The following is a 19473-nucleotide window of genomic DNA, read 5'->3' as shown; positions in this document are numbered from 1 at the left end:
GTTATGCGAGACTTCCTTAATCCGTAACCGCTCGTTGATGAGAAATCCCAAATTCATGGCTGAGGTGTCGGCCAGAATTCTGGAGAAGTCATCCCAATAACGGACATAGAGGTGACGAAATGCGGTACAGCCTGTCGGTCCGCGGCCGCCGACTATTGCGAGAACTACGCGCCATTCGCGAGTCATGCGGCCTTTCACCTGAACAGGTGGCCAAGCGGCTCGGCTGGTCCCGCTCGAAGATCTACCGGGTCGAAAACGGGGAAAGCCGCCTCATCCTCGAAGATCTCGAACTGCTTCTCAATGTCTACGGCGTCCCCTCTCCACAGGCCGAAGCGCTCGGAAAACTCTGCCGGGAGGCATGGAAGCGCGGCTGGTGGCTGGCCTACAGCGACATGTACAAGGGCGGGTCGTACTTCGTCCTGGAAGACGACGCCTCAGTGATCACCTTCGTTGTCCACAACATCCCTGGCCTGCTGCAAACACCCGACTACGCCCATGCCCTGATCGCAGCGACCCTGCTGGACGGTTCCGAGCAGGAGATACGCCGACGAGTCGAAGCGCGGATCACCCGGCACCGACTTCTCACCCGTGCCGAACCGCCTCAGATAACCGCCATCCTCGACGAAGCCATCCTGTGGCGACAGATCGGCGGCACCCAGATCGCCCGTACCCAACTCGACCACCTGATCGACGTCGCCGCGCACCCGGCGGTCACCCTTCAGATCATCCCTCTCGCCGCAGGCGGTCACCCCGGCTTGGACGGTGAATTCACCATCCTGGACTTTCCCGACAAAGAAGACCCACCCGTGGCCTATCAGGAAGGTTTTTGCGGAGATATCTTCGTGGAAGCACCCGATGACGTCGCCCGGTATTACCGGGCCGCCGAGACCGCACGCGGCAAAGCCCTCGCCCCCGACGAGTCGGTGACGCTGATCAAGGACGTGAGGAAGGCGATTCAATGACCGACGAGCAGGATTGGATCACCAGCAGCTATAGCGGCAGCGGTCAGCAGTGCGTCCAGATGAAATCAACCTCGTCCGGGATCGCCATCCGCGACTCCAAGAACCCGAATGGTCCCAGGCTGCTGTGCCCCCCCGACGCCTGGAAATCCCTGGTGACCGAAGCACGGAACGGCTCCTACGACCTGCCCGGACACCTCCCCGAAACAGGGGCTCACCTGCCCAAACCGGTAGCCGGAGACCTCGACCTGGCCACAGCCGAGTGGTTGCCCACTCCCAACCCGGGCGATCTCCGCCTGTCGATCGCGTTCGTTGACGATCACATTGCGATGCGTCTCCTCCCTACGGCGGAGACGCTCGTGTTCACCCCCGGAGAGTGGAACGCGTGGTTGTCCGGAGCCAGGGACGGCGAATTCGACCACCTCACCTGAACTGTCTGAACACGACCAGTGCCTGTTCGGGATTCGGATCATGAGGTTGCGGATTCTCCTGCGTGGTGTCCTCCGGCCCTGTCGGTCCGCAGGGTATGGCGCGTGTTGACCTCACCGACGATGAGTGAGCCTTGATCGAGCCACACCTGCCGCCGAGGGCCGGTCCCCGTGCCATGCTTCATGCCGTCATACCTGCCACTCGTCGTCGCGCAGCAGCTCGATCGTGCCGCCGTCGTGCCCGATCCCGGTGACGGTGACGTCGGGGCCGCCCACCATGAAGTCGACGTGCACGCTGGAGACATTGACCCCGGCCTCGGCGCGCGCCGCGGCGTCCAGGGTGCGCAGGTGTGCGGGCACGCCGGGCGGCAGCCCCGCCCCCCAGGCCAGGTGGCAGGTGGCATTCTCGTCAAGCAGCGTCTCAAGGTAGGTGACGCCCGACTGCCCGACGGGGGAGGAGCCGTCCACGAGCGCCGGCTCGCCCAGCCTGGCCGCGCCCGGGTCGGTGGCCTGATGGGTGCGCACCACATCCGCACCGGAACCAGCGCGTACGGCTGATCGCCACTGATCTCGGCTGGACCGCCGGGGACGGGCCGGAGATCCACTACTCGGGTTATCGGGACGGTTGGCGATCTTTGCCGCTACGCCGCTGGCAGGCCCCTGCGCCGGACGCGTAGCCGCTCGGCCGAGCATCAGGGGGTCAACGGTGAGCGCGGGACGACCAGGCCGAGACCGCACACGAGCTGAGAGGGAGCTGGTCAGTTTCCGATCAGGTCGCGACGGCGGAAAGTGGTCATCCCGGCTGTGGCGAGTGCTGCGGCGAGCGCGCCGAGCCACAGCAGCGGTGTGGCTTCCAGCTCTTCGCGGGGTGCCTGCGGCAGATGGGCGTAAGGAGACAGGCTCTGCATCCACTCGGGTAGCTGGAGGACCTCGCCCAGCTGTCCGAGCAGGGCGAAGGCGATCAGCGCCGCCCAGGCGAGTGCGGTCAGCCGGGGAAGCATGCCGTACAGCAGCATCGCCAGTCCGGCCACCACCCAGACCGCGGGCAGCTGCACCCACGCCGCTGCGGCCAGGCGGAGCATCTGCTCGCCCGCGTCGCCGGTGCGCGCCCCGTGGGCCAGCCCGATGGCGAGCCCGCCGGCGGTGAGGATCACCGCAGCGCCGGCGAAGGCCATGATCAGGTGGCCGAGTGTCCAGCGGGTGCGCGACACGGCTGTGGCAAGCACCGTCTCGGTGCGCAGTGCGGCCTCCTCGGTCTGCAGTCGCAGCATGGCCTGGACGGCGAAGCCGCCTGCGACCAGGCCCATCATCCCCAGCACGGTGGCCAGGAAGGTGTCGGTCAGCGCGCCCTCCCCGCCCAGCTGGTCCAGGATGGCGGCGAGCTGTGGGTTGTCTCGCAGGATCTGTCCTGCGCTTTGCGCCAGTGTCCCGAACAGCGTCCCCATGACGGCGAAGCCGACGGTCCAGGCGAGCACGCCACCACGGTGCAGGCGCCAGGCCAGGCCTAGCGGGCTTTCCAGGTACGGCGGGGCGTCGGCAGGCCCATGCCGGGGTGGCAGCGCTCCGGCGCCCAGGTCTCGACGCCTGGTCAGCGCCGCGGCGATGGCGACCAGCGCCAGCCCGGTGAGGGTGGCGAGGCCGAGTACCCACCAGCGCTCGTCGGCGAAGGCCCGCACCCGCTGTGCCCAGCCGAGCGGCGAGGCCCACGACAGCGCGTCGATCTGCGCGGCATCGCCCCCGGCACGCAGCAGAAAGGCCAGACCGAGCACCGCGACCGCGAGGCCGTTGGCGGTGCGGGCGTGCTCGGTCAGTTGCGCCGTGACCGAGGCGACGCCGGCGAAGAGCCACCCGGTGCAGGCGATGCCGAGCCCGAAGGCGAGCGCGCCTGAGACGGGCAGGCCCTGTCCGGCCAATGCGGCTGTGAGCAGCAGGCCGATCAGCAGGTTCGCGCCTGCGGCCACGACGAGAGCGGCGGCCGGAAGGGCGTGCCGGCCGATGGCGCATGCGCCGATGAGTTCGGCCCGGCCGCTCTCCTCTTCTGCGCGGGTGTGCCGGGTGATCAGCAGCAGGTTCATCAGCGCGGTCAGGACAGTGGTGATCGTGGTGGCTCGCCAGGCGGTCAGCCCGCCGACCGAGGTCGAGTCGTAGACCGGGCCGGTGATCGCCTGCAGGGCGGGGGTGGAGCCGATGGTGACGCCCAGGGCGACCCGCTGCGCCATGCCGGGATACAGCTCGGCGATGGCCGAGGCAGTACCCGCGACGGCACCGACGATGAGGAGGATCCACACCGGGAGCAGGAGGCGGTCACGGCGCAGCGCCAGCCGTACCAGCGCCGGCGTGCCGGTCATGGGGTGACCTGGTAGTGCCGCAGGAACAGCTCCTCCAGGGTGGCCGGCCGGCAGGTCAGGCCGCGCACGCCCGCATCGGTGAGCAGTGGCAGCACCTCGCGGAGCCGGTCGGGCTCGACCTCGAAGGTGATCCGGGAGCCGTCGACGGCCAGGTTGTGCGCGCCGGGCACGCACTCTGGGACGCGGTCGAGCTCGGCGGTCACCGTTGTCCTGGTGAGATGCCGCAGCTGGGCCAGGGTGCCGCTTTCCACGATGTGTCCGGCGCGGATGATGCTCACCCGGTCGCAGAGGGCTTCGACCTCGGACAGGATGTGGCTGGACAGCAGGACCGTGCGGCCGTTGCCGCGTTCCTCGGTGATGCACTCGCGGAAGGCGGCTTCCATGAGTGGGTCGAGTCCGGCGGTCGGCTCGTCCAGGAGCAGCAGTTCGACGTCGGAGGCGAGCGCGGCGATGAGGGCGACCTTCTGCCGATTGCCCTTGGAGTAGGCGCGGCCCTTCTTGGTCGGGTCCAGGTCGAAGCGCTCCAGCAGAGTCTGTTTGCGCCCTCGGTCGAGCCCGCCGCGCAGCCGTCCGAGCAGGTCGATGGCTTCGCCGCCGGACAGGGTCGGCCACAGGACGACGTCGCCGGGCACGTAGGCGAGCCGCTTGTGCAGCTCGACCGCGTCGTGCCAGGGGTGGCCGCCAAGCAGTTCGGCGTGGCCGGAGTCGGCACGCAGCAGGCCGAGGAGGATGCGCAAGGTGGTGGTCTTGCCCGCGCCGTTGGGGCCGAGGAAGCCGTGGACCTCGCCGGTGGCCACGGCCAGGTCGAGGTCGTCCAGGGCGCGGACGGCGCCAAAGGATTTGGTGAGGCCGCTGACGAGCACGGCAGGGTTGCCCAGCATGGGCGCCTCCCTGAAGCCGATCCGATATGACGTTGCCGACCAGGCTTCCCGGCGCTCCATCACTGACGTTAACAGCCCCGGATCCGGCGCACCAGAGGCTCCCTTACGGCTTTCGCACAGGGAGCCGGGGCGGCTGCCACCGCCAGATCGAGTTGCCGTTGGGCGACAGGCCCTTGCGCCAGAGAGCGGCGAGCATCAAGCGGAGCATCGGCACGACGAGGCGGTTGGCGGCAGGCGAGGTGGCGCGGGCGCCGTCCTTGCGGGCCCCGCGGACGGTGGCCTGGGTACGCGGGCGGCGTTCGGTGTCGTAGCGGCGCAGGGCTGCGGCCAGGACTACGGCGTCTTCGATCGACTGGCCGGCACCCTGGCTGCGGTCGGGGCTCATGGCGTGGGCGGCGTCGCCGAGCAGCGCCACCCGGCCATGGACGTAGGTGGGCAGCGGGTCCAGGTCGTGGATGTCGATATGGATGACCGCCTCGGGAGGTTGACGGCCAGCGGAGTGACGTCGATGCCCAGGACGGGAACCCCCATCCGGGTGAGCGCCACGGTCAGCCTTCCGGGTCCCGAACCGACATCAAGGGTGGGTCCGCCGCATCGGGCCAGGATGTGCTCATCGCCCTCGATCGGTCGCAGCCAGCGCTCAGAGGCGAGCGGCTGGACGCGGCCGTCGGCATACTCGATGTCCACGCTTCCTCCTCTCAGAGAATCCTCATAGAAGGCGCCGATCACGCGATTTTCCCGCTCCCACGGAAAACACTGGAAAACTCATTGAGTCGTACGATATTTCCTCTGAATACCGCGTACCCGGAATGTAATTCCGGCGAATTGTTAAGATGACTATCGGCGATCATGGTCTGACGTTACTCTGGCAGGAAAAGGCGCAATACCGTATAACGGTTGGCCGCGGAGGCATCGTCGTAGCCCTCTTCGGCCACGTAATCGGAAAGATAACCGAGGACGGGGGCACGGGAGGTGAGCAAATACGGAAGATAGGCGAGCCCCACCACCGCTCCGGCGGACAGCAGGACGACGGCGACGACTCCGACACGGCGCCGCACCGATACCGCTTCCCTGGCCAGGATCCCGGACAGCGCCCCCGGTACGGTTGCCGCGGGCAGGAACTTGGCGGCCGTCGCCGCCCCGAGCAGCGCACCACGGACGTGGGCTCGGCGGCTTCCTGCAGTCAGCGCGATGACGGTGAGCGGCACCAGGTACGTCCCACGGCCACTCGGCAGTTTACGCAGGGCCGAAACCGCTGCGGCGAGAGGGGGCCGAGCAGCGGCCAGGTCACCATGGACAGCGGCGGCGGTATCGGCGTGTCGACGAAGGTGTTGGTCGCCAGCAGTGCGAGCCGGGTGACGCGGGAGGAGCGCTGCGCGGTGAGAATGAGGGCCACGGGGCCGCAAGTCGTGACCGACCACGGTCACCTCGTCCGCGCCCAGGGCGCGGTGTACCGGTCCGGTACCTCTTGGAGTCGTCCCACCCGAGCGTCCTCGCGATATCAGCAGTAGATCCTGTGGGTTAAGCGTTCGGTTCGGTCCGGGTGGACCGCTTCGTCGCCGACGTGGCTCCGCAGGCGCGACAGAAACCGTGGCCAGCGGCAAGAATGGCGATCTCGACACGGGTTTCCTTGCGGATGTCGTCGAGTTCGGGGGGAAGGCCCCGCTCTTGGTCTGCCGCAGCTCACTGGGCAGATCCAAGAGCGGGCCGGTCCACAGTGTTCAGCCCTTGATGTAGCGTCGGAGTGGCTGCGCTATCAGCAGCCCGGACGGGACGCGACGAGGGAACTTGTCAGCACGGCGAAAAGGAAACTGAACGCCGAACAGAAGGCCCTCATCGAGTTTTTCGGCATGACCGACTGAGCCTGGATCCACCGAGCCGATTCTGAACTGAAGATCCTGAAATGAGAGGAGGTGCCCTCCGACCTGGGATGATGGGAGTTCTTCAGGCTTCCGCCACCTTGATCGAGAGGACACCTCTCAAGTGCAATTGTTCCACGACTCTGCCAAAACCCATGCGATCTTCGATGAGGAGCGTGTAGTCGCGTACGGCGGGCTGGGGCCGGTGATGCGGCTGGCCGAGCGGTGCGGCCTGAGCGACCTGGCAGGCGAGCACGTCACCCCCACCGGCCGAGACGGCGTGAACCCGGCGGCGAAGATCGGCTCGATCGTAGCCGGGATGGCCTGCGGGGCCGACAGCATCGATGATCTGGACGCACTGCGCCACGGCGGCATGGACACGTTGTTTACCGGTATCCGCGCACCGTCCACGCTGGGATCGTTCCTGCGGTGCCTGGCCTGGGGCAACGTCCGGCAGATCGAGAAAGTGGCCCGCCTGCTGCCGGCCCGGCCGGCCGCCCATACGCCGTTGCTGCCCGGCGCGGACGTGCTCGCCTTCCTCGATGTGGACTCGATGCAACGACGTACCTACGGCTACAAGAAGCAAGGATCGGGGTTCGGCCACACCAAGATCGGCGGCAAGGGCGTGCTGGTGCGCGAGCTGAACGTGCTGGCCTCCACACTGTCCACACCGCTGGCCGCCCCGGTGGTGACCGGCACCCGGCTGCGCGGCGGAAGCGCGAACTCCGCCCGCGGCGCGGCCTGGTTCGTGCGTGAGTCGATCGGCGCGGCACGATCAGCGGGCGCGAGCGCCACCCTGATGATGCGCGGGGACTCGGCGTTCTACACCGCAGGCGTGATCAACGCCTGCCACACGAACGACGTGCGCTTCTCCGTCACCGCCAAAATGGACCCCAAGATCAAAGCCGCGATCGCGGCGATCGACGAAACCGCCTGGACAGCGATCAAATACCCCAACGCCATCTTCGACGAACAAGCAGGGGGCTGGATCTCCGACGCCGAGATCGCGGAGGTCGCCTACACGGCATTCGCCGCGAAGAAGGGCCAGGCCATCACCGCCCGGCTGATCGTGCGCCGGGTCAAACGGCTCAACTCGCAGACCGGGCTCCGGCAAGAGGAACCGTTCCCGCTCTACCGCTATCACGCGATCTTCACCGACAGTCCGTACGCCCTCGGGCAGGCCGAGGAACAACACCGTGATCACGCGGTCATCGAGCAGGTCAACGCGGACTTGATCGACGGGCCATTAGCGCACCTGCCCTCGGGCGTGTTCACCGCCAACGCCGCCTGGCTGACCTTGGCGGCGATCTGCCACAACCTGCTGCGCGCGGCCGGCTGCCTGGCCGGAACCTTTCACGCCAAGGCGCGCGGCGCCACCCTGCGCCGCCATCTCATCGGCGTGCCCGCCCGCATCGCCCGGCACGGCCGGGGCCACCTCACCCTGCATCTTCCCCGGTATTGGCACTGGCGGCACGCATGGATGAACCTCTTCCAAGCCGTCCACCGGCTGCCACCGATCCGCGCGGCTTGACCCGTCCCCGCCCTGCCACCACTCTTCCCTCGACCTCCACGGTCACCCGCGCCCTCGCGCACGAACCCCGCCCCCGAGCCCGTGAACGCCTGGACAATCCGTGACCCGCGCACGGCGGGTTCTCCACACCCCAAATCAGACCCCCGTCAGGCAAAACGGTCCTGGTGAAGGAATCGAACCGAAGAATGATCACCAGAATTCACGCCGTGGATCCAGGCTCAGTATCCCTCCGGCTCGCCATCGCGGCCTTCATCGTCGAGTCGTTTATGAGGGCCTGGCGCAACGGCTGGCGGCCATGGCGCTGGGGCCGGCGTAACCCCTGAAACTCCCCCGGTAGGGCCAGCCTTCCCCGGCCGGTCAGCCCCTGCCTGACCCTGCCCTACCGGGGGCTCCACACCAAAACGCGAGAAGGCCGTGGCTTCACGCGCGACAACTTGAAGGAGGTCATGTTGTCTTCGGCATGTCCCAAATGCGGTGGAACTAGCGTTTGGACGGACAGCGAGGGAAATCCGAGGATCTGTACCCATTCTTCGCATCCGCCGATTCGGCGCCCCAACAGCAGGTCAGGAGGCTCCCGTGCCGTTTCCGATTGACGCCGCCCTACTCGACCTTCCAGGTAGTGGCCGAATCGGTGTACTGACCGGCGGCAGCTCCCGCGAGCGCGCCCGGTCGCTCCTTTCAGGAGGCCGCCCATGCGTCGTTGACCCGGCAGGGCTTTTTCGCTGTCCTGATCGACACGGCCGTGCCCAACTTCCTCGACCGTCTGCGCGAGGTAGATGTGGCCTTCCTGGCCATCGCCGGGCAGTACGCCGAAGACGGCAAGCTCCAAGGACTACTGGAGCACAGAGGCATCCCCTACACGGGGTCCGGAGTGCTGGCCAGCGCCCTGGCGATGCACAAAACCGCAGCTAAGAGAACGGTGAGTGCTCACGGCGTGAACGTTCTGCCTGGGCGCGATATCGACGACAGGGAGCCCGCCGAGCTGACTGCCAAGATTTTGGCGGACTCCCTGAACCTGCCGATCATGATCAAGCCGGTGTCGGAGGGCGGCTCCATCGACATGCACGTGGGTCACACCGAGCACGATCTTACCGGCCTGATCGAGGAGCTGCGAACGAGTGGGCAGGCCCTGTTCGCCGAGCAGTACTGTCCGGGCCGCTCGGTCACCCTGGGCGTGCTGGCCGACGGCGATGACCTGCAGACACTACCGGCCCTGGAGACACGGCCCACCGGCGAGTTCTACGACTACCCGACGAAGAACAACCCCGCGATGTTCTCCAACCACTGCCCTGCGGACCTGACCGCGAGCACGAGCGCACTGATCTAGGTGTGGTCTTGTCCGGGGGGAACGTCGACTGGTCGACGTTCAGGACGCTGATCGGCCGCACCGACATAAGGAGAGACGATGGGTTGCCTGGCGTGCGAGCAGACGACGACGGGAGGTCGCGAGCAGACGCTTCATGACGGCGTCGCCGTCTACACCCAGTACATGACCCCGGACCTCATCGAGGCCATCGCCTACCAGGGCGCTGACCCGGCCGACGACCTCCGGTGGGCCGAGTCCGGAGCCAGCACCCGCACCGAGTACGGGACCTGGGCCCGGCACTGCTGCGGGATGGCCGGCCTCCAGATGGTCCTCGACCACCGTGATGGTCACGCGCCGCCGATGCTGGAGCTACTACGCGGCTGTGTGCCCTATGGCGGCTACGTCGAAGACGGTCAGGGCGCGATCAAGGGCCTGTACTACCAGCCGTTCGCCGACTACGCCCGCGCCGAGCACGGCCTGGACGCGACCGTTCACCCGCACCTGACTATGCAGGAGGTCCCCGACCTGCTGGTGGCCGGAAATCTGGTGATGGTCTCGGTCCACAAGGAAATCCGGCGCCCTGACCGGCCCGCCCCCGGCCAGGGCGGGCACCTGGTGCTCGTCACCGGCTATGACCACGGCACCGTGCACTTTCTCAACCCGTCCGGCCACACGCCGAACGCCCGGCGGGCCACGCTGCCCGCCGAGGTGTTCGGCTCCTTTTTCGGCGGTCGAGGCATCACCCTGGTCCTGGGGTAGTGCTGCGGGGTGAACACCCATCCCGATCTTCGCGCTGTCCGATCCGGCGTCACGGCCGAAGATCTCACATATGCATATCTCGGCGGAGCGCTCCGGCTCGTCCTGATAGCCGATCATCCATAACGCGACCATGCATTTCGGATCGTCGGTCGCCCTGGCACGCATTTCGATCAGCCCGTACTGCGAGGTGTAGAGCCGGACGTTGCGCTGGGCCTCACGCACGATGGCTTTGGAACCGCGCCCATGCTGGCCGATCCTGTTCCCCGCCGACCCGGCGAAGACGCCGGTCTGCAGCGACGACACGCGGAGCGGTCCCTCAAGCTCGGGCGCCCAGGGCGGCGGACCGACCGCCGAAGAACGGGCCGAGCGGGAACAGGTACGGCTGCGTGCCGCCGATCTGTCCGGCTAAGAGGGCGTGCGCATGGCCGACTGTACGATCTCTTCCAGGTGTTCGCTGTGCGCGCCGCGCCAGTAGATCTGGCCGCATTCCGAGCATCGGCCGTAGACGTCGTAGGAACGCTTGGTCCCGGGCTCCAGCAGGCGGTCGATCTCGTGTTTTTCGACGGGTATCAACTCCCCGTTGCAGGCCGTGCAGCGGGTCCACGGCCGCAGCGGTGGCGCGAATCGCTCCAGCAGGTCGCGGAGCTGATCATTCGCCTTGATGCCTCGTACGTAGGCGCCGAGCCAGAGCGCCCGGCGGCAGAGCAGGCCGTGGTCCTGGGTCAGCAGCACGCGGCGTTCCCGGTTCGCCTCGACGACCAGGGAGGGGTCGTCCATGTCGTTGTGGTAGGTCGCGTCCACGCCCAGCAGCCGGAGCCGTCGCGCGAGGGTGCCCAGATGGACGTCGAGCAGGAACCTGGGCGCGTGCTGTCCCGGTTCGAGTGGCACTCGCTGGGGACGGGGCACGGCGTGAACATGGATCACGTCACCGGCGGCGGGCTGGTAGGACGGGCCGACCTCCGCGCCTTCGACGGTCAAGGGCCCCACCTCCGGCAGCGGAATGCCAAGCGACTCCACGACGTGTCCCAGCGTCGATGTCCCGTCGGGCGCCACCCGCTGCCACTCGCCTCGCCGGCGCGCGGGCAGGAACAGTAGCAGCTCGGCGGCGATACGCAGGCGGATGTCAGATTCGCTCACACTGTCAGCATGCCATCCTCCGCAGGCGCTTCGAGGCTGTGGTGCGGGACGGGTGACGGCCGGACCTGGGCCTGCGGGTCTCACGTGGCGACCAGGCTTGCGTGATCTATGCCGGTGTCGACGGTGAACGCGGGTGTATGGCCAGTGCGGCCAGCTCCGCTGCCTGTTCGGGGTGGAGCGGGGGCAGCGCGGTCAGCAGGCGCAGGTAGATGATGCCCAGTACGGCCTCGGTGGCCAGTGCGACGCTCGGCAGGTTCAGCCGATCTTCTCGCTGGGCTCTTTCCATGATGGGTGCCAAGGATGCCTGCTGGTGCCGATGGGCTTGCGACAGGGCCTTTCCCAGGGCGTCGTCGGCCGCGAAATGCGGTGCGAGTTGTCTGATCAACTCTCCGGCGAGGGTGGTCGTCAGCACGGTGATCTTTTTGCGGAGCAGGGTTTCCAGGGCGGCGGCGACGTCGTCGGTCTTCTCGGTGGTCTCGCTCACCTGGGCGAAGGCCATGTCCACCGCGTCGGAGATCAGCGGGGCGATGTCGGGCCAGCGTCGGTACACGGTGGGGCGGCCCACGCCCGCGCGGCGCGCGATGGCCTCGATGGTCGTCTTGCCCAGCCCGTTCTCCGCGACGATTTCGAGCGTGGCCCGCAGGATGCGCTGAGAGGCGTCACTGTCGAGGGGTCTGCCGCCGCGCGGCCGGTCGATGTCACGCATGGGCTTATCTTCTCACCTAGATACGTTACGATACGCAGACGTAACGGATTGGGATGAGAGGAGCGTGTCATGCCCCTGGCGTTGATCACAGGAGGGTCGCGCGGAGTGGGTGCCGCGCTGGCGCACGAGCTGGCACGGCGCGGATATCGGCTGCTGCTGTGCGGCAGGGACGCCGATGCCCTGGCCCGTGTCGCGGCCGCCCTGCCGCAGGTCACGGCAGTCCCGTGCGATCTCGCCGATGTGACGCAACTGCGTCTTCTCACCGAGGCGGCGACCCGCCTGGGCGAGCTGTCGCTGCTGGTCAACAATGCCGCTGTCCAGGACGTCTACGAACTCGGAGATCTGACACCGGACCAGGGCTGCGATCGCATCAGCCGGGAGATCGCGATCAACCTGACCGGCCCCCTGCAGTTGACGGCGCACTGCCTGCCGTTGCTACGGGCCCGGCCGGGCTCTCGGATCGTCAACGTGACCTCGGGGCTGGCCATCGCGCCCAAGCGCGGTGCCGCGGTGTACTGTGCGACGAAATCGGGCCTGCGCACCTTCACCCGGAGCCTGCGCTACCAGGAACAGGCCGCGGCATCGGGAGTCGCGGTCACCGAGGCGATGCTGCCGCTCATCGACACCGACATGACCGCGGGCCGCGGCAGGGGAAAGATCAGCCCGCAGGACGCCGCCCGGGCCATCGCCCGCGCCATCGACCGAAATCGCGACCACGTCTATGTGGGCAGGATCAGGCTGCTCAACGCGCTGCACCGGGTGAGTCCGCGGCTGAGCTACCGGGTGACGCGCGACGGGTAGCACCGCCTTTCGTGACCTGTTCGAAGACCAGGTTTCCTGCGCCCCTGCCTCGGGTGGTCATTCAATCCAGTCGGCGGCGATGAGGATGCGGTATCCGCTGAGGCTCGGTGTCGGCAAAACAACAGCATGCTTTCGGCCGCCCTGGTCGATGATGCCTACGTTTTCCTCGTCGATGACCCCGGCGAAAACGGGGGAGTGACCGTTCGCCGTGCGGGCCACGCGCCGGTTGATGACCCGATGAAAATCCTTGGAGTTCTCCCAGAACTGCAGCAGGGCGCCGGGCAGTAGCCCGCCGTCGGTCAATCGGGCTATGGACGCGTTGATGTAGTCGTCGGGCGCCTCGTCGCCGGGTGGCGGACTCGCGTCCAGGTGGAAGTCGCCGGCCAGGCCGGTGAGCACGAGCGCGCCAGGCCCGCCCCGGCCCAGCACCCGGTCGGGGAAGTTGCGTGTGACGTCGTTCTTGGCGAAATCCCTGGACTGCCAGACGAGGTAGGCGGTGTGGCCGAGCGACAGCCGGGTGCGATGGCACGAGGATCCGCGCACGTTCGTGGCCGGCATGAGCGTGGGAAAGAACGCGTTCAGGAAAGGCAGGAACCACCTCGCGTAGCTTCCGGGCAGTTGGGGATCGGGCCGGCCGCCGATCAGAAGCGCTCCCGGGCTCCACCCGCCCTTGGGTTTCGGCAGGAACCCGGCGGCATCCCTCAGGTGCGTTCCGAAGGGGTTCCGGTAGGGCTGCATCGCCAGGTCGACGATCTGGAGGATCCTCGCGTCGAAGCGCAGCCGCTCGTCCTCGTCGGTGATCTCATTTGACCGTACGTCGTTGAGCCGGCCTCCCGCGATGCGGTTGTCGACGAGAGCGCGGATCACTCGGCGCATGGACACAAAGGTGCATCGCCAGTTCCTCCCCTCCCCCCTGAGCGCGTGAGTGACCGGGTACGGCCCGTCGGTCATGATGTGGTTCATTAGGCGGCGGATGACGATGTGCACGCGGTCCCCCGCCAGATCGACGTCCAGCGGATCATCGGTCCCCGGCCGCTGCCAGCACTCGATCTTCCTTCCCTCCGCGTCCTCTTCGGCCGCGCCGGACAGCCAGCGCACCCGGACGACAGCGTTCGCCACCCCCGGCGCCAGCGACACCGAGAACCGGGTCCGTGCCCCCGGCGGCAGCGGGTGGAACAGCAGGCCGTTGGCGGCCAGGCGCTGGCCGAGGACGTTGCCGTCCCGGTCGCGAAGCCGTACCTGCTGGAAAGGGAAGAGGATGGAGCAGTCCGGCTGGGCCAGCCAGATCCGGGTGAACTTCAGCAGGCCATATCTCGGCCCGGAGGTCACGGGTGCTGGGAGCGGGTCGACGAGGTGTCCGGTCTGCCCGGCCAGTTGGTAGACGCGGCGGGCGGGGATCGCGGCGTTCGCCGGATGCGCCGGATGCAGCCTCCCGGCCCCGGCGGGCGCGGCCAGGTCGAACGCGCTGTCCTTCCCGTCGTACGGGGCGACCAGGGCCGCCGCGCTCACAGAGATGAGGAACCTGTTGTCGGCGCCGACGACGAATTCCGGCATCCATCCGGCCGCCGCGTCGTCTCCGGACGCCGTCGGGGAACGCCGGTTCACGCGCAGGCGCGGGCCCCACTCGCCGCGGAGGAACGCCACGATCCGCGCCCGGTGCTCCGCGGAGAGCGCGCAGCCGGGGCCGGGGGGCGCCTCGTCCGGGGCGAGCAGCGGCAGCGCGTCGAACAGGAACGCCGCGGGGATACGGACGGTGCCATACCACATGCGGCTCGGTCTGGCCTCATCGTCCGTGCCGGTCAGCGCGTTGATCTGCCGCTTGAGCCGGGGGTCGGCGAGATCACCGGAGTCGACCAGCAGCAGGCCGGTCGTGGTCCAGTTCGGGTACGCCTCCCGGGTCACCTGGCCGGGAGTGGGCACCACCCCGCCCTGATCCGCCAGAAAGAGCACCCGCCCGGGAAACAGCGGCCGGCACCGCAGCGGCCCTGCGCCGGCGCGCACCCGCCCGCGCAGCAGCAGCGACTGCGGGTACGGCGCGGACACGGTGGGCGTGGGGGAGTAGGGCGCGTCGGTGACGGTCAGGTCGCCGTCCACCAGCCGGGTGTCAATGACGAAACGGGCGAAACGGCGTACGGGGGCTCGTCTGGGCTTTGTGCCGCGTTTGCTCAGGACGGTGGCGGTGAGCTGGTTCAGGCCGGTGCTGGTCACTAGGGCGCCATCCTTCTCACAGGCCCTCATATGGTGCTTGTTGGTGGAACCCGGCGGGAGCCGGGGTGACGGCCTGTCATGGCTGTTCCTCCATGCGCAGGCGCAGGTAGCCCTCTTCGAGCACGGCCGCGTCCACCGGCAGCAGCGCCTGCTGGGTGGCCGCGACGATGGGGTCGTCGCGCCAGGACGTCTCGCCGTCGCGCCGTGCCCAGCTCTGTGCCCCGCCGAGCAGCGAGCTGATCGGCAGGCGCACCTGGTCGGCGTCCACCAGTACGGGGCCGGCACGGAACGATGGCATGATCCGCGCCAGCGCGGGGGCCGTCCAGTCCCGGAGCAGCTCGATCGACTTGCGCGGCAGGATCCCGCTGGTGGCGTGGACTTTCGCGGCGGCGTCCAGCAGCAGCGTGAGCCGTACGGTCTGGCCGGGGCGCAGCCAGATCGTGCCGGATCGCAGCATCGGCGACTCCAGGCGCCGGGTTCCGGCGGGCTTTCCCGCCAGGTCGCCGCGGCGGGCGCCGCTGTCCACGGCGGACGCGGAGATCGACGGGTCGAGTGTCCACAACCGGCGGTAGTCGTCGTCGACGACGAATCCGTAAAGGCCGTCGTCGATCCGGGTGAGCGCGCCCAGCCGTACCGGGAACGTGCTCGCCGCGAGGCGGCGCCAGGCGGCGCGGCGGGCCTCGGGCATGGCGGGGAAGGATTCGCCCACGATGTCGAGCCGCAGCGTGGCGCGGACGAGCGCGACCGGGCGGGCGACGAGCTGGGCCAGGTGCTCGCCGCGCCCCGGCCAGGCCACGGTCTGCCCGGTGGTCTCGATCACCCGTAGCAGCGCCCGCAGCGGGGTGTCGGTGCGGGGCGTGGCGTCGGCGCGTTCGGCGGTGTCGGCGTCGAGCAGGCCGCGGGCGAGCGCCGTCAGGTGCCGCCGTTCCGGTTCCGTCCAGCCGGGGGCCAGGCCGATGGGGCCCCGGTCGCCCGGCGGGCCCTCCCACACGACCGCGTCGGTGATCGGGTCGTGCCGGAGCTGGCCGAGGGGGACGCCGCCCGGGTCGAAGAACTCCACCGCGTCGTCGGCGTGGTCGGCCAGCAGCCAGCCCGCGACCGGATTCGGTGGCTTGGCGAGGGTGGGATCCGTGTTCGCCTCGACGCTGTCGTCGGCCGCGTCGACCAGCCGCACCATCAGCCGGGACGGCGGGTTGAGGCGCGGGCGCAGGGTCAGCGCGTTCCCGGGACCTTGCAGGCCCCGGCCGGTCACGGGGGCGCCGGCGGCGAGCAGATCGACGGAGCGGCCGAACGCGTCGACGGCGCGCAACCGCGGCAGGCGGGCCTGACCGGCGCGCAGCAGCAGCGCGGGACCGGTCGGCTCCGGCGGGATCCCGTCCCGGGTGACAGTGTCGGCGTAGCCGAGCAGAGCTGCGCGCAGGTCGCCGAGCGCGGCGCTCAGGAAGTCGGTGTACCCGGCTTCCGCGGCCAGCCGCCGCAGCGCTGCCTGGTCCTGTTCGCCGAGCCTGCCTTGGCCGTCCCGGTCCAGGACGTCCTCGGCCGCGCAGAAGGCGGACACGGCGGAAGCCAGGGACCTGGCGGTGGCCGGGGTGAGCAGGGACCGGTTGGTGACAACCTGGGGGACGGCGTCCGGTCCGGTGACTCCGGTGAAGTCGAGTTCGTCCAGGGTCCAGCCGCCCAGCTCGGGGCTGAGCGTGGTCTCCGCCTGCCATTCCAGGTAGAGGGGGACCCAGGGCTGCCGCTGCCAGATGGTGATCCCGGCGGGGGAGCCGGTGACGCCGTCGTACAGGGAGTAGCGCAGGAGCGGCGCGGCTTCGGCCGGGCGGGCCAGCCAGGCGAGGAACAGGGCGTGCTGGGTCTCCATCGCCGTGCGCGCCGCCGCGAAGTCGACATCGATCCGGTTGAGCAGGCGTTCGTCGAAGGAGGTGAACGGGTCCTGGGTCGCGGCCTCGACGACGAGGTCGGCCGCTTCGCGGGGAATCTCCCCGTGGGCGGGCACCTCGGTGAGCAGCCGCCGCCCGTCGATGCCGGCGATCGTGCGTACGGTGTCGCCGGTGAGGCGGCAGGCCAGCCGGTCGTCGAGGGAGAACCGGCCGTCGTGGCCGTGCCGCAGGCACCGGCGCAGGCCGCGCACCAGCACCACCGGGTCCTGCGGCTGGTACAGGCGGGGCAACGGGATGGTGCGGTCGCCGACGCGGCGAGGGTCGGGCGGCGGGCTGATCCTGGCCGGCTGGGTGCGCGCCGCCAGCAGGTCGGCGGCCTGCGCGCCGGTTCCGGTGAAGGCCAGCCGCACCTGCCCGGCCGGGAACCTGGCGCGCAGCTCGTCCGTCGCCGGGGTCGGCTGCTCCGGGTCGCGCATGACCTCGAACGGGTCGCCGAGGATCGTCTTCTCGGTGCGTTCCCCGCCGGGCGCGGCGTCGAAGGCCCGGGCGTGCAGTTCCTCGGCCAGGCGGGTGACCCCGGTCGGCTCGATGAGGGCGTCGGTGACGCCGTACGCGAACGCGGCGTACCGTACCTCGGCCGCAGGGTCGGCCAGGCGGTCGGCGATGAGCGCGGCGGCCGCGTCGACCGAGGTGGCGCCGACGCTCACGGCCAGGGTCGCGGCGTCCGGCCGGTCGTCGGGGAGCGGGTTCGTGGTGTCCGGGTCACGGGGCACACCGTAGACGACGCCGTGGTAGACCGACTGGCGGGGCCACCAGGGGCGCGGGTCGGAGACGATCGGAGCGTCCGGGGCGGCCAGGCCGTCGGGGCGGGCGGGCGTGTGCTGCTCGACCGCCGTCGCCGGCAGCACGCCGAGCCGTACGGCGGCAGACACGGCGCGGGCGGCCCGCTCGCGGGCGGCGGCGATTCGTTCTGGCGACAGCGCCCAGCCGAACCACGCGAGCAACGTCTCGGGGTCCTCGGCGTCCCGCAGCGGGTCGAGCCCGGGCTGGGAGTACCAGCCGGTGACCACATAGGTCAGCGGCCCCATCGGGGTCTGCCCCGGGAGCCAGGGGTCGTGGAAGCCGAACCGGGTCGCCACGTTGTCGTACACGGCGGCCCAGCCGGGCTCGCCGCCCGCCACGGCCGTGAGCTGACCGGCGGGTATGTGCGGGTGCGTGAACGGCGGGTTTCCTGGTCCAGGCTCGCGCCAGGCGGCCAGGTCGGTGACGTTGGCCCGGTCGGCCTCCACGACCCAGGAGCGAACCGCGCGCGGTGGCTGCTCGCTGAGCCGGGTCACCAGCCAGCGATCCGGCAGCGGCCGGTACGTGCCGTCGGCCCGGGTCGTCGTGAGCCCGTCAGGCAGTGCCCAGTGCAGGTGCACGCCCGGTGCCCGGGGGGTGGCCAGATCGGTGAACGGCGGCGTGCTCGCCGGTCCCTTGAACGTGTCCGTGTTCAGCGCGAGCGTGGTCACATCGGCGATCGGGACGTGGTCGGCGGCACCGCCCGCGTGCCCCGGCCGTACGACGAGCGCCCGCACGTCGACCGGGACGAGCAGCCGGAGCGCCGGCGCGATGGTGCCGCGGGTGCGTGCCACGCCGCGGACCAGGGCGTCGCGGACGCCAAGCGCGTACGCGGGATGGAAGACGGTGTCCTCGGTCACGCCTCCTCCTCGAAGGCCGCGCCGAGGTCGGCGAGGGTGATCGACGGCCGGAAGGCGGTGCCGGGTTCCGGCGGGCCGGTGAAGTCCTGGCGGAACGGGAACTGCAGGAGGCGGCGGGCCAGCGGCGCGGCCTCGGTGGCGTGCAGCAGCTCGGCGAGCGCCACCATGTCCACGACCCCGCCCCCGCCAGGACGGAACGGGACGGGCCCGGCGGCGGGCTGTCCGTCACGGCCGGGCACGGCGTACCGGCCGCCGGCCGCGGCGTTGAAGCCGAACTGCACACCCTGGTGGGGTTCCTCCAGCGTGACCGTGTCGGGCAGCCCGTCGAACATGGCCAGCAGCACGGCGGGCGCCAGCCGCTCCAGCCGGACCGTGGGCACGGCCGAGCCGTCGCGCGAGGCCCTGACCTGCAGGCCCGGCCAGCCGGACACCAGCCGGGAGCGCAGCAGGAAGCCGGTCACCGGCATGTCGGCCGCGCCGTCGAGCACCTGCCCCGGCCGGACTCGACTGTGGCGGTCGTTGCGTTCCGCGCGGTCCACGGTGTCGCGGAGCTCGGCGTGCCGGCCCCGCAGGTGCGCCCGTTCCCGCGCGTCGGCGGCGACGCTGAGCGCGCCGTCGCAGGCCGCGTCGGTCCAGTTGCGGTCCAGGAAGAAGAACCGGATCGACTCGGGTGGCGGCAGCAGCGCGTCGTCCACCACCAGGTACGGGAATGGCACGCCGATCAGCAGCCGCAGCCGGGCCAGCCAGGAGACCACCTGGCCAGGCGGCGGTTCCGGCCGGACCTGGGCGGCGGCGTCGCGGAGCGTCGCGAGGGCCGAGGCCGAGGGAAACAGGTCCGCGTCGCTCACCGGTGCACCATCCTCGTTTCGATTGGGTCGGCGCCGATCACGTTGGCCAAGGCCGGAACATGCGAGGTCGCCATCGAACGCGGCGACGGCCCGGTCGTGGCGGCCCTGCTGGAGGCGGC

General features: G+C 69.7%; 19 protein-coding genes. 7 read left to right on the top strand and 12 right to left on the bottom strand.

From position 1 onward, the window contains the following. Window positions 1-119: 119 nt before the first annotated feature. Window positions 120-962, top strand: coding sequence for a helix-turn-helix domain-containing protein (locus OIE13_RS13625; RefSeq protein WP_326639657.1), 843 nt, complete (start codon window positions 120-122; stop codon window positions 960-962). Next, window positions 959-1390: a DUF397 domain-containing protein gene (locus tag OIE13_RS13620; protein ID WP_326639660.1), complete on the top strand. Its 432-nt coding sequence runs from the start codon at window positions 959-961 to the stop codon at window positions 1388-1390. The genes OIE13_RS13625 and OIE13_RS13620 overlap by 4 nt, the downstream gene beginning before the upstream one ends. A 186-nt stretch (window positions 1391-1576) precedes the next feature. Here the strand turns inward: OIE13_RS13620 and OIE13_RS13615 are convergent, their stop codons facing one another. From OIE13_RS13615 to OIE13_RS13585, 7 genes are all read right to left on the bottom strand, one after another. Further along, window positions 1577-2080 carry an aminopeptidase gene (locus OIE13_RS13615; RefSeq protein WP_326639663.1) on the bottom strand — a complete coding sequence of 168 codons (504 nt, stop codon included), beginning with the start codon at window positions 2078-2080 and terminating at the stop codon, window positions 1577-1579. Between the two features lie 65 nt (window positions 2081-2145). After that, on the bottom strand, window positions 2146-3735 hold the full coding sequence (locus OIE13_RS13610) for an ABC transporter permease (RefSeq protein WP_326639665.1): 1590 nt from the start codon (window positions 3733-3735) through the stop codon (window positions 2146-2148). Continuing rightward, a complete protein-coding gene (locus OIE13_RS13605; RefSeq protein ID WP_326639666.1) occupies window positions 3732-4616 on the bottom strand; it encodes an ABC transporter ATP-binding protein in 885 nt (294 codons plus the stop codon). Before OIE13_RS13605 ends, OIE13_RS13610 begins: the two co-directional genes overlap by 4 nt. A gap of 103 nt (window positions 4617-4719) precedes the next feature. Further along, a complete protein-coding gene (locus OIE13_RS13600) occupies window positions 4720-5001 on the bottom strand; it encodes a hypothetical protein (RefSeq protein ID WP_326830093.1) in 282 nt (93 codons plus the stop codon). After that, window positions 4998-5303: a hypothetical protein gene (locus tag OIE13_RS13595; protein ID WP_326639669.1), complete on the bottom strand. Its 306-nt coding sequence runs from the start codon at window positions 5301-5303 to the stop codon at window positions 4998-5000. The genes OIE13_RS13600 and OIE13_RS13595 overlap by 4 nt, the downstream gene beginning before the upstream one ends. A gap of 173 nt (window positions 5304-5476) precedes the next feature. Continuing rightward, on the bottom strand, window positions 5477-5824 hold the full coding sequence (locus OIE13_RS13590) for a hypothetical protein (protein ID WP_326639671.1): 348 nt from the start codon (window positions 5822-5824) through the stop codon (window positions 5477-5479). Beyond that, window positions 5800-6012 carry a hypothetical protein gene (locus OIE13_RS13585; protein WP_326830092.1) on the bottom strand — a complete coding sequence of 71 codons (213 nt, stop codon included), beginning with the start codon at window positions 6010-6012 and terminating at the stop codon, window positions 5800-5802. The genes OIE13_RS13590 and OIE13_RS13585 overlap by 25 nt, the downstream gene beginning before the upstream one ends. Window positions 6013-6599: 587 nt before the next feature. Here OIE13_RS13585 and OIE13_RS13580 point away from each other — a divergent pair. From OIE13_RS13580 to OIE13_RS13565, 4 genes are all read left to right on the top strand, one after another. Next, a complete protein-coding gene (locus OIE13_RS13580) occupies window positions 6600-8006 on the top strand; it encodes an IS1380 family transposase (RefSeq protein WP_326830091.1) in 1407 nt (468 codons plus the stop codon). A 742-nt stretch (window positions 8007-8748) separates the two neighbouring features. Beyond that, complete coding sequence (locus OIE13_RS13575; RefSeq protein ID WP_326830090.1) at window positions 8749-9333, top strand: D-alanine--D-alanine ligase family protein; 585 nt, start codon at window positions 8749-8751, stop codon at window positions 9331-9333. A gap of 78 nt (window positions 9334-9411) precedes the next feature. Then, the gene (locus OIE13_RS13570; RefSeq protein WP_326639676.1) at window positions 9412-10071 is read left to right on the top strand and encodes a C39 family peptidase; all 660 of its coding nucleotides are present in this window, start codon (window positions 9412-9414) and stop codon (window positions 10069-10071) included. A 229-nt stretch (window positions 10072-10300) separates the two neighbouring features. After that, a complete protein-coding gene (locus tag OIE13_RS13565) occupies window positions 10301-10480 on the top strand; it encodes a hypothetical protein (RefSeq protein ID WP_326639677.1) in 180 nt (59 codons plus the stop codon). Here OIE13_RS13565 and OIE13_RS13560 read toward each other — a convergent pair. Both OIE13_RS13560 and OIE13_RS13555 read right to left on the bottom strand, forming a co-directional pair. Continuing rightward, on the bottom strand, window positions 10477-11208 hold the full coding sequence (locus tag OIE13_RS13560; RefSeq protein ID WP_326639679.1) for a Mut7-C RNAse domain-containing protein: 732 nt from the start codon (window positions 11206-11208) through the stop codon (window positions 10477-10479). The two genes, OIE13_RS13565 and OIE13_RS13560, sit on opposite strands and share 4 nt — an antisense overlap. A 106-nt stretch (window positions 11209-11314) precedes the next feature. Next, window positions 11315-11914 (bottom strand): TetR/AcrR family transcriptional regulator, encoded by a 600-nt coding sequence (locus OIE13_RS13555; protein ID WP_326639681.1) that lies wholly within the window; start codon window positions 11912-11914, stop codon window positions 11315-11317. Window positions 11915-11983: 69 nt separating this feature from the next. Here OIE13_RS13555 and OIE13_RS13550 point away from each other — a divergent pair, with 69 nt between their 5' ends. Continuing rightward, window positions 11984-12715 (top strand): SDR family NAD(P)-dependent oxidoreductase, encoded by a 732-nt coding sequence (locus tag OIE13_RS13550; protein WP_326639683.1) that lies wholly within the window; start codon window positions 11984-11986, stop codon window positions 12713-12715. A gap of 57 nt (window positions 12716-12772) precedes the next feature. Here OIE13_RS13550 and OIE13_RS13545 read toward each other — a convergent pair whose 3' ends face one another. The 3 genes from OIE13_RS13545 to OIE13_RS13535 all read right to left on the bottom strand — a co-directional run bounded on the left by OIE13_RS13545 (window position 12773) and on the right by OIE13_RS13535 (window position 19354). Further along, window positions 12773-14923 carry a hypothetical protein gene (locus OIE13_RS13545; RefSeq protein WP_326830089.1) on the bottom strand — a complete coding sequence of 717 codons (2151 nt, stop codon included), beginning with the start codon at window positions 14921-14923 and terminating at the stop codon, window positions 12773-12775. Window positions 14924-14999: 76 nt separating this feature from the next. Beyond that, window positions 15000-18506 (bottom strand): hypothetical protein, encoded by a 3507-nt coding sequence (locus OIE13_RS13540; protein WP_326830088.1) that lies wholly within the window; start codon window positions 18504-18506, stop codon window positions 15000-15002. Further along, window positions 18503-19354 (bottom strand): hypothetical protein, encoded by an 852-nt coding sequence (locus OIE13_RS13535; protein WP_326639689.1) that lies wholly within the window; start codon window positions 19352-19354, stop codon window positions 18503-18505. The genes OIE13_RS13540 and OIE13_RS13535 overlap by 4 nt, the downstream gene beginning before the upstream one ends. Window positions 19355-19473 lie beyond the last annotated feature (119 nt).

Source organism: Streptosporangium sp. NBC_01810, assembly GCF_035917355.1.
GTDB lineage: Bacteria > Actinomycetota > Actinomycetes > Streptosporangiales > Streptosporangiaceae > Streptosporangium.
Note: the sequence above shows the minus strand (reverse complement) of the source record. Positions and strands in the feature narration are given on the sequence as shown.

Bases quoted from the DNA above. Each gene is read 5' to 3' on its own strand.
- OIE13_RS13570 (WP_326639676.1), top strand. From the start codon at position 9,412: ATGGGTTGCCTGGCGTGCGAGCAGACGACGACGGGAGGTCGCGAGCAG.
- OIE13_RS13620 (WP_326639660.1), top strand. From the start codon at position 959: ATGACCGACGAGCAGGATTGGATCACCAGCAGCTATAGCGGCAGCGGT.
- OIE13_RS13600 (WP_326830093.1), bottom strand. From the start codon at position 5,001: ATGAGCCCCGACCGCAGCCAGGGTGCCGGCCAGTCGATCGAAGACGCC.
- OIE13_RS13605 (WP_326639666.1), bottom strand. From the start codon at position 4,616: ATGCTGGGCAACCCTGCCGTGCTCGTCAGCGGCCTCACCAAATCCTTT.
- OIE13_RS13615 (WP_326639663.1), bottom strand. From the start codon at position 2,080: ATGCTCGGCCGAGCGGCTACGCGTCCGGCGCAGGGGCCTGCCAGCGGC.
- OIE13_RS13625 (WP_326639657.1), top strand. From the start codon at position 120: ATGCGGTACAGCCTGTCGGTCCGCGGCCGCCGACTATTGCGAGAACTA.
- OIE13_RS13550 (WP_326639683.1), top strand. From the start codon at position 11,984: ATGCCCCTGGCGTTGATCACAGGAGGGTCGCGCGGAGTGGGTGCCGCG.
- OIE13_RS13555 (WP_326639681.1), bottom strand. From the start codon at position 11,914: ATGCGTGACATCGACCGGCCGCGCGGCGGCAGACCCCTCGACAGTGAC.
- OIE13_RS13610 (WP_326639665.1), bottom strand. From the start codon at position 3,735: ATGACCGGCACGCCGGCGCTGGTACGGCTGGCGCTGCGCCGTGACCGC.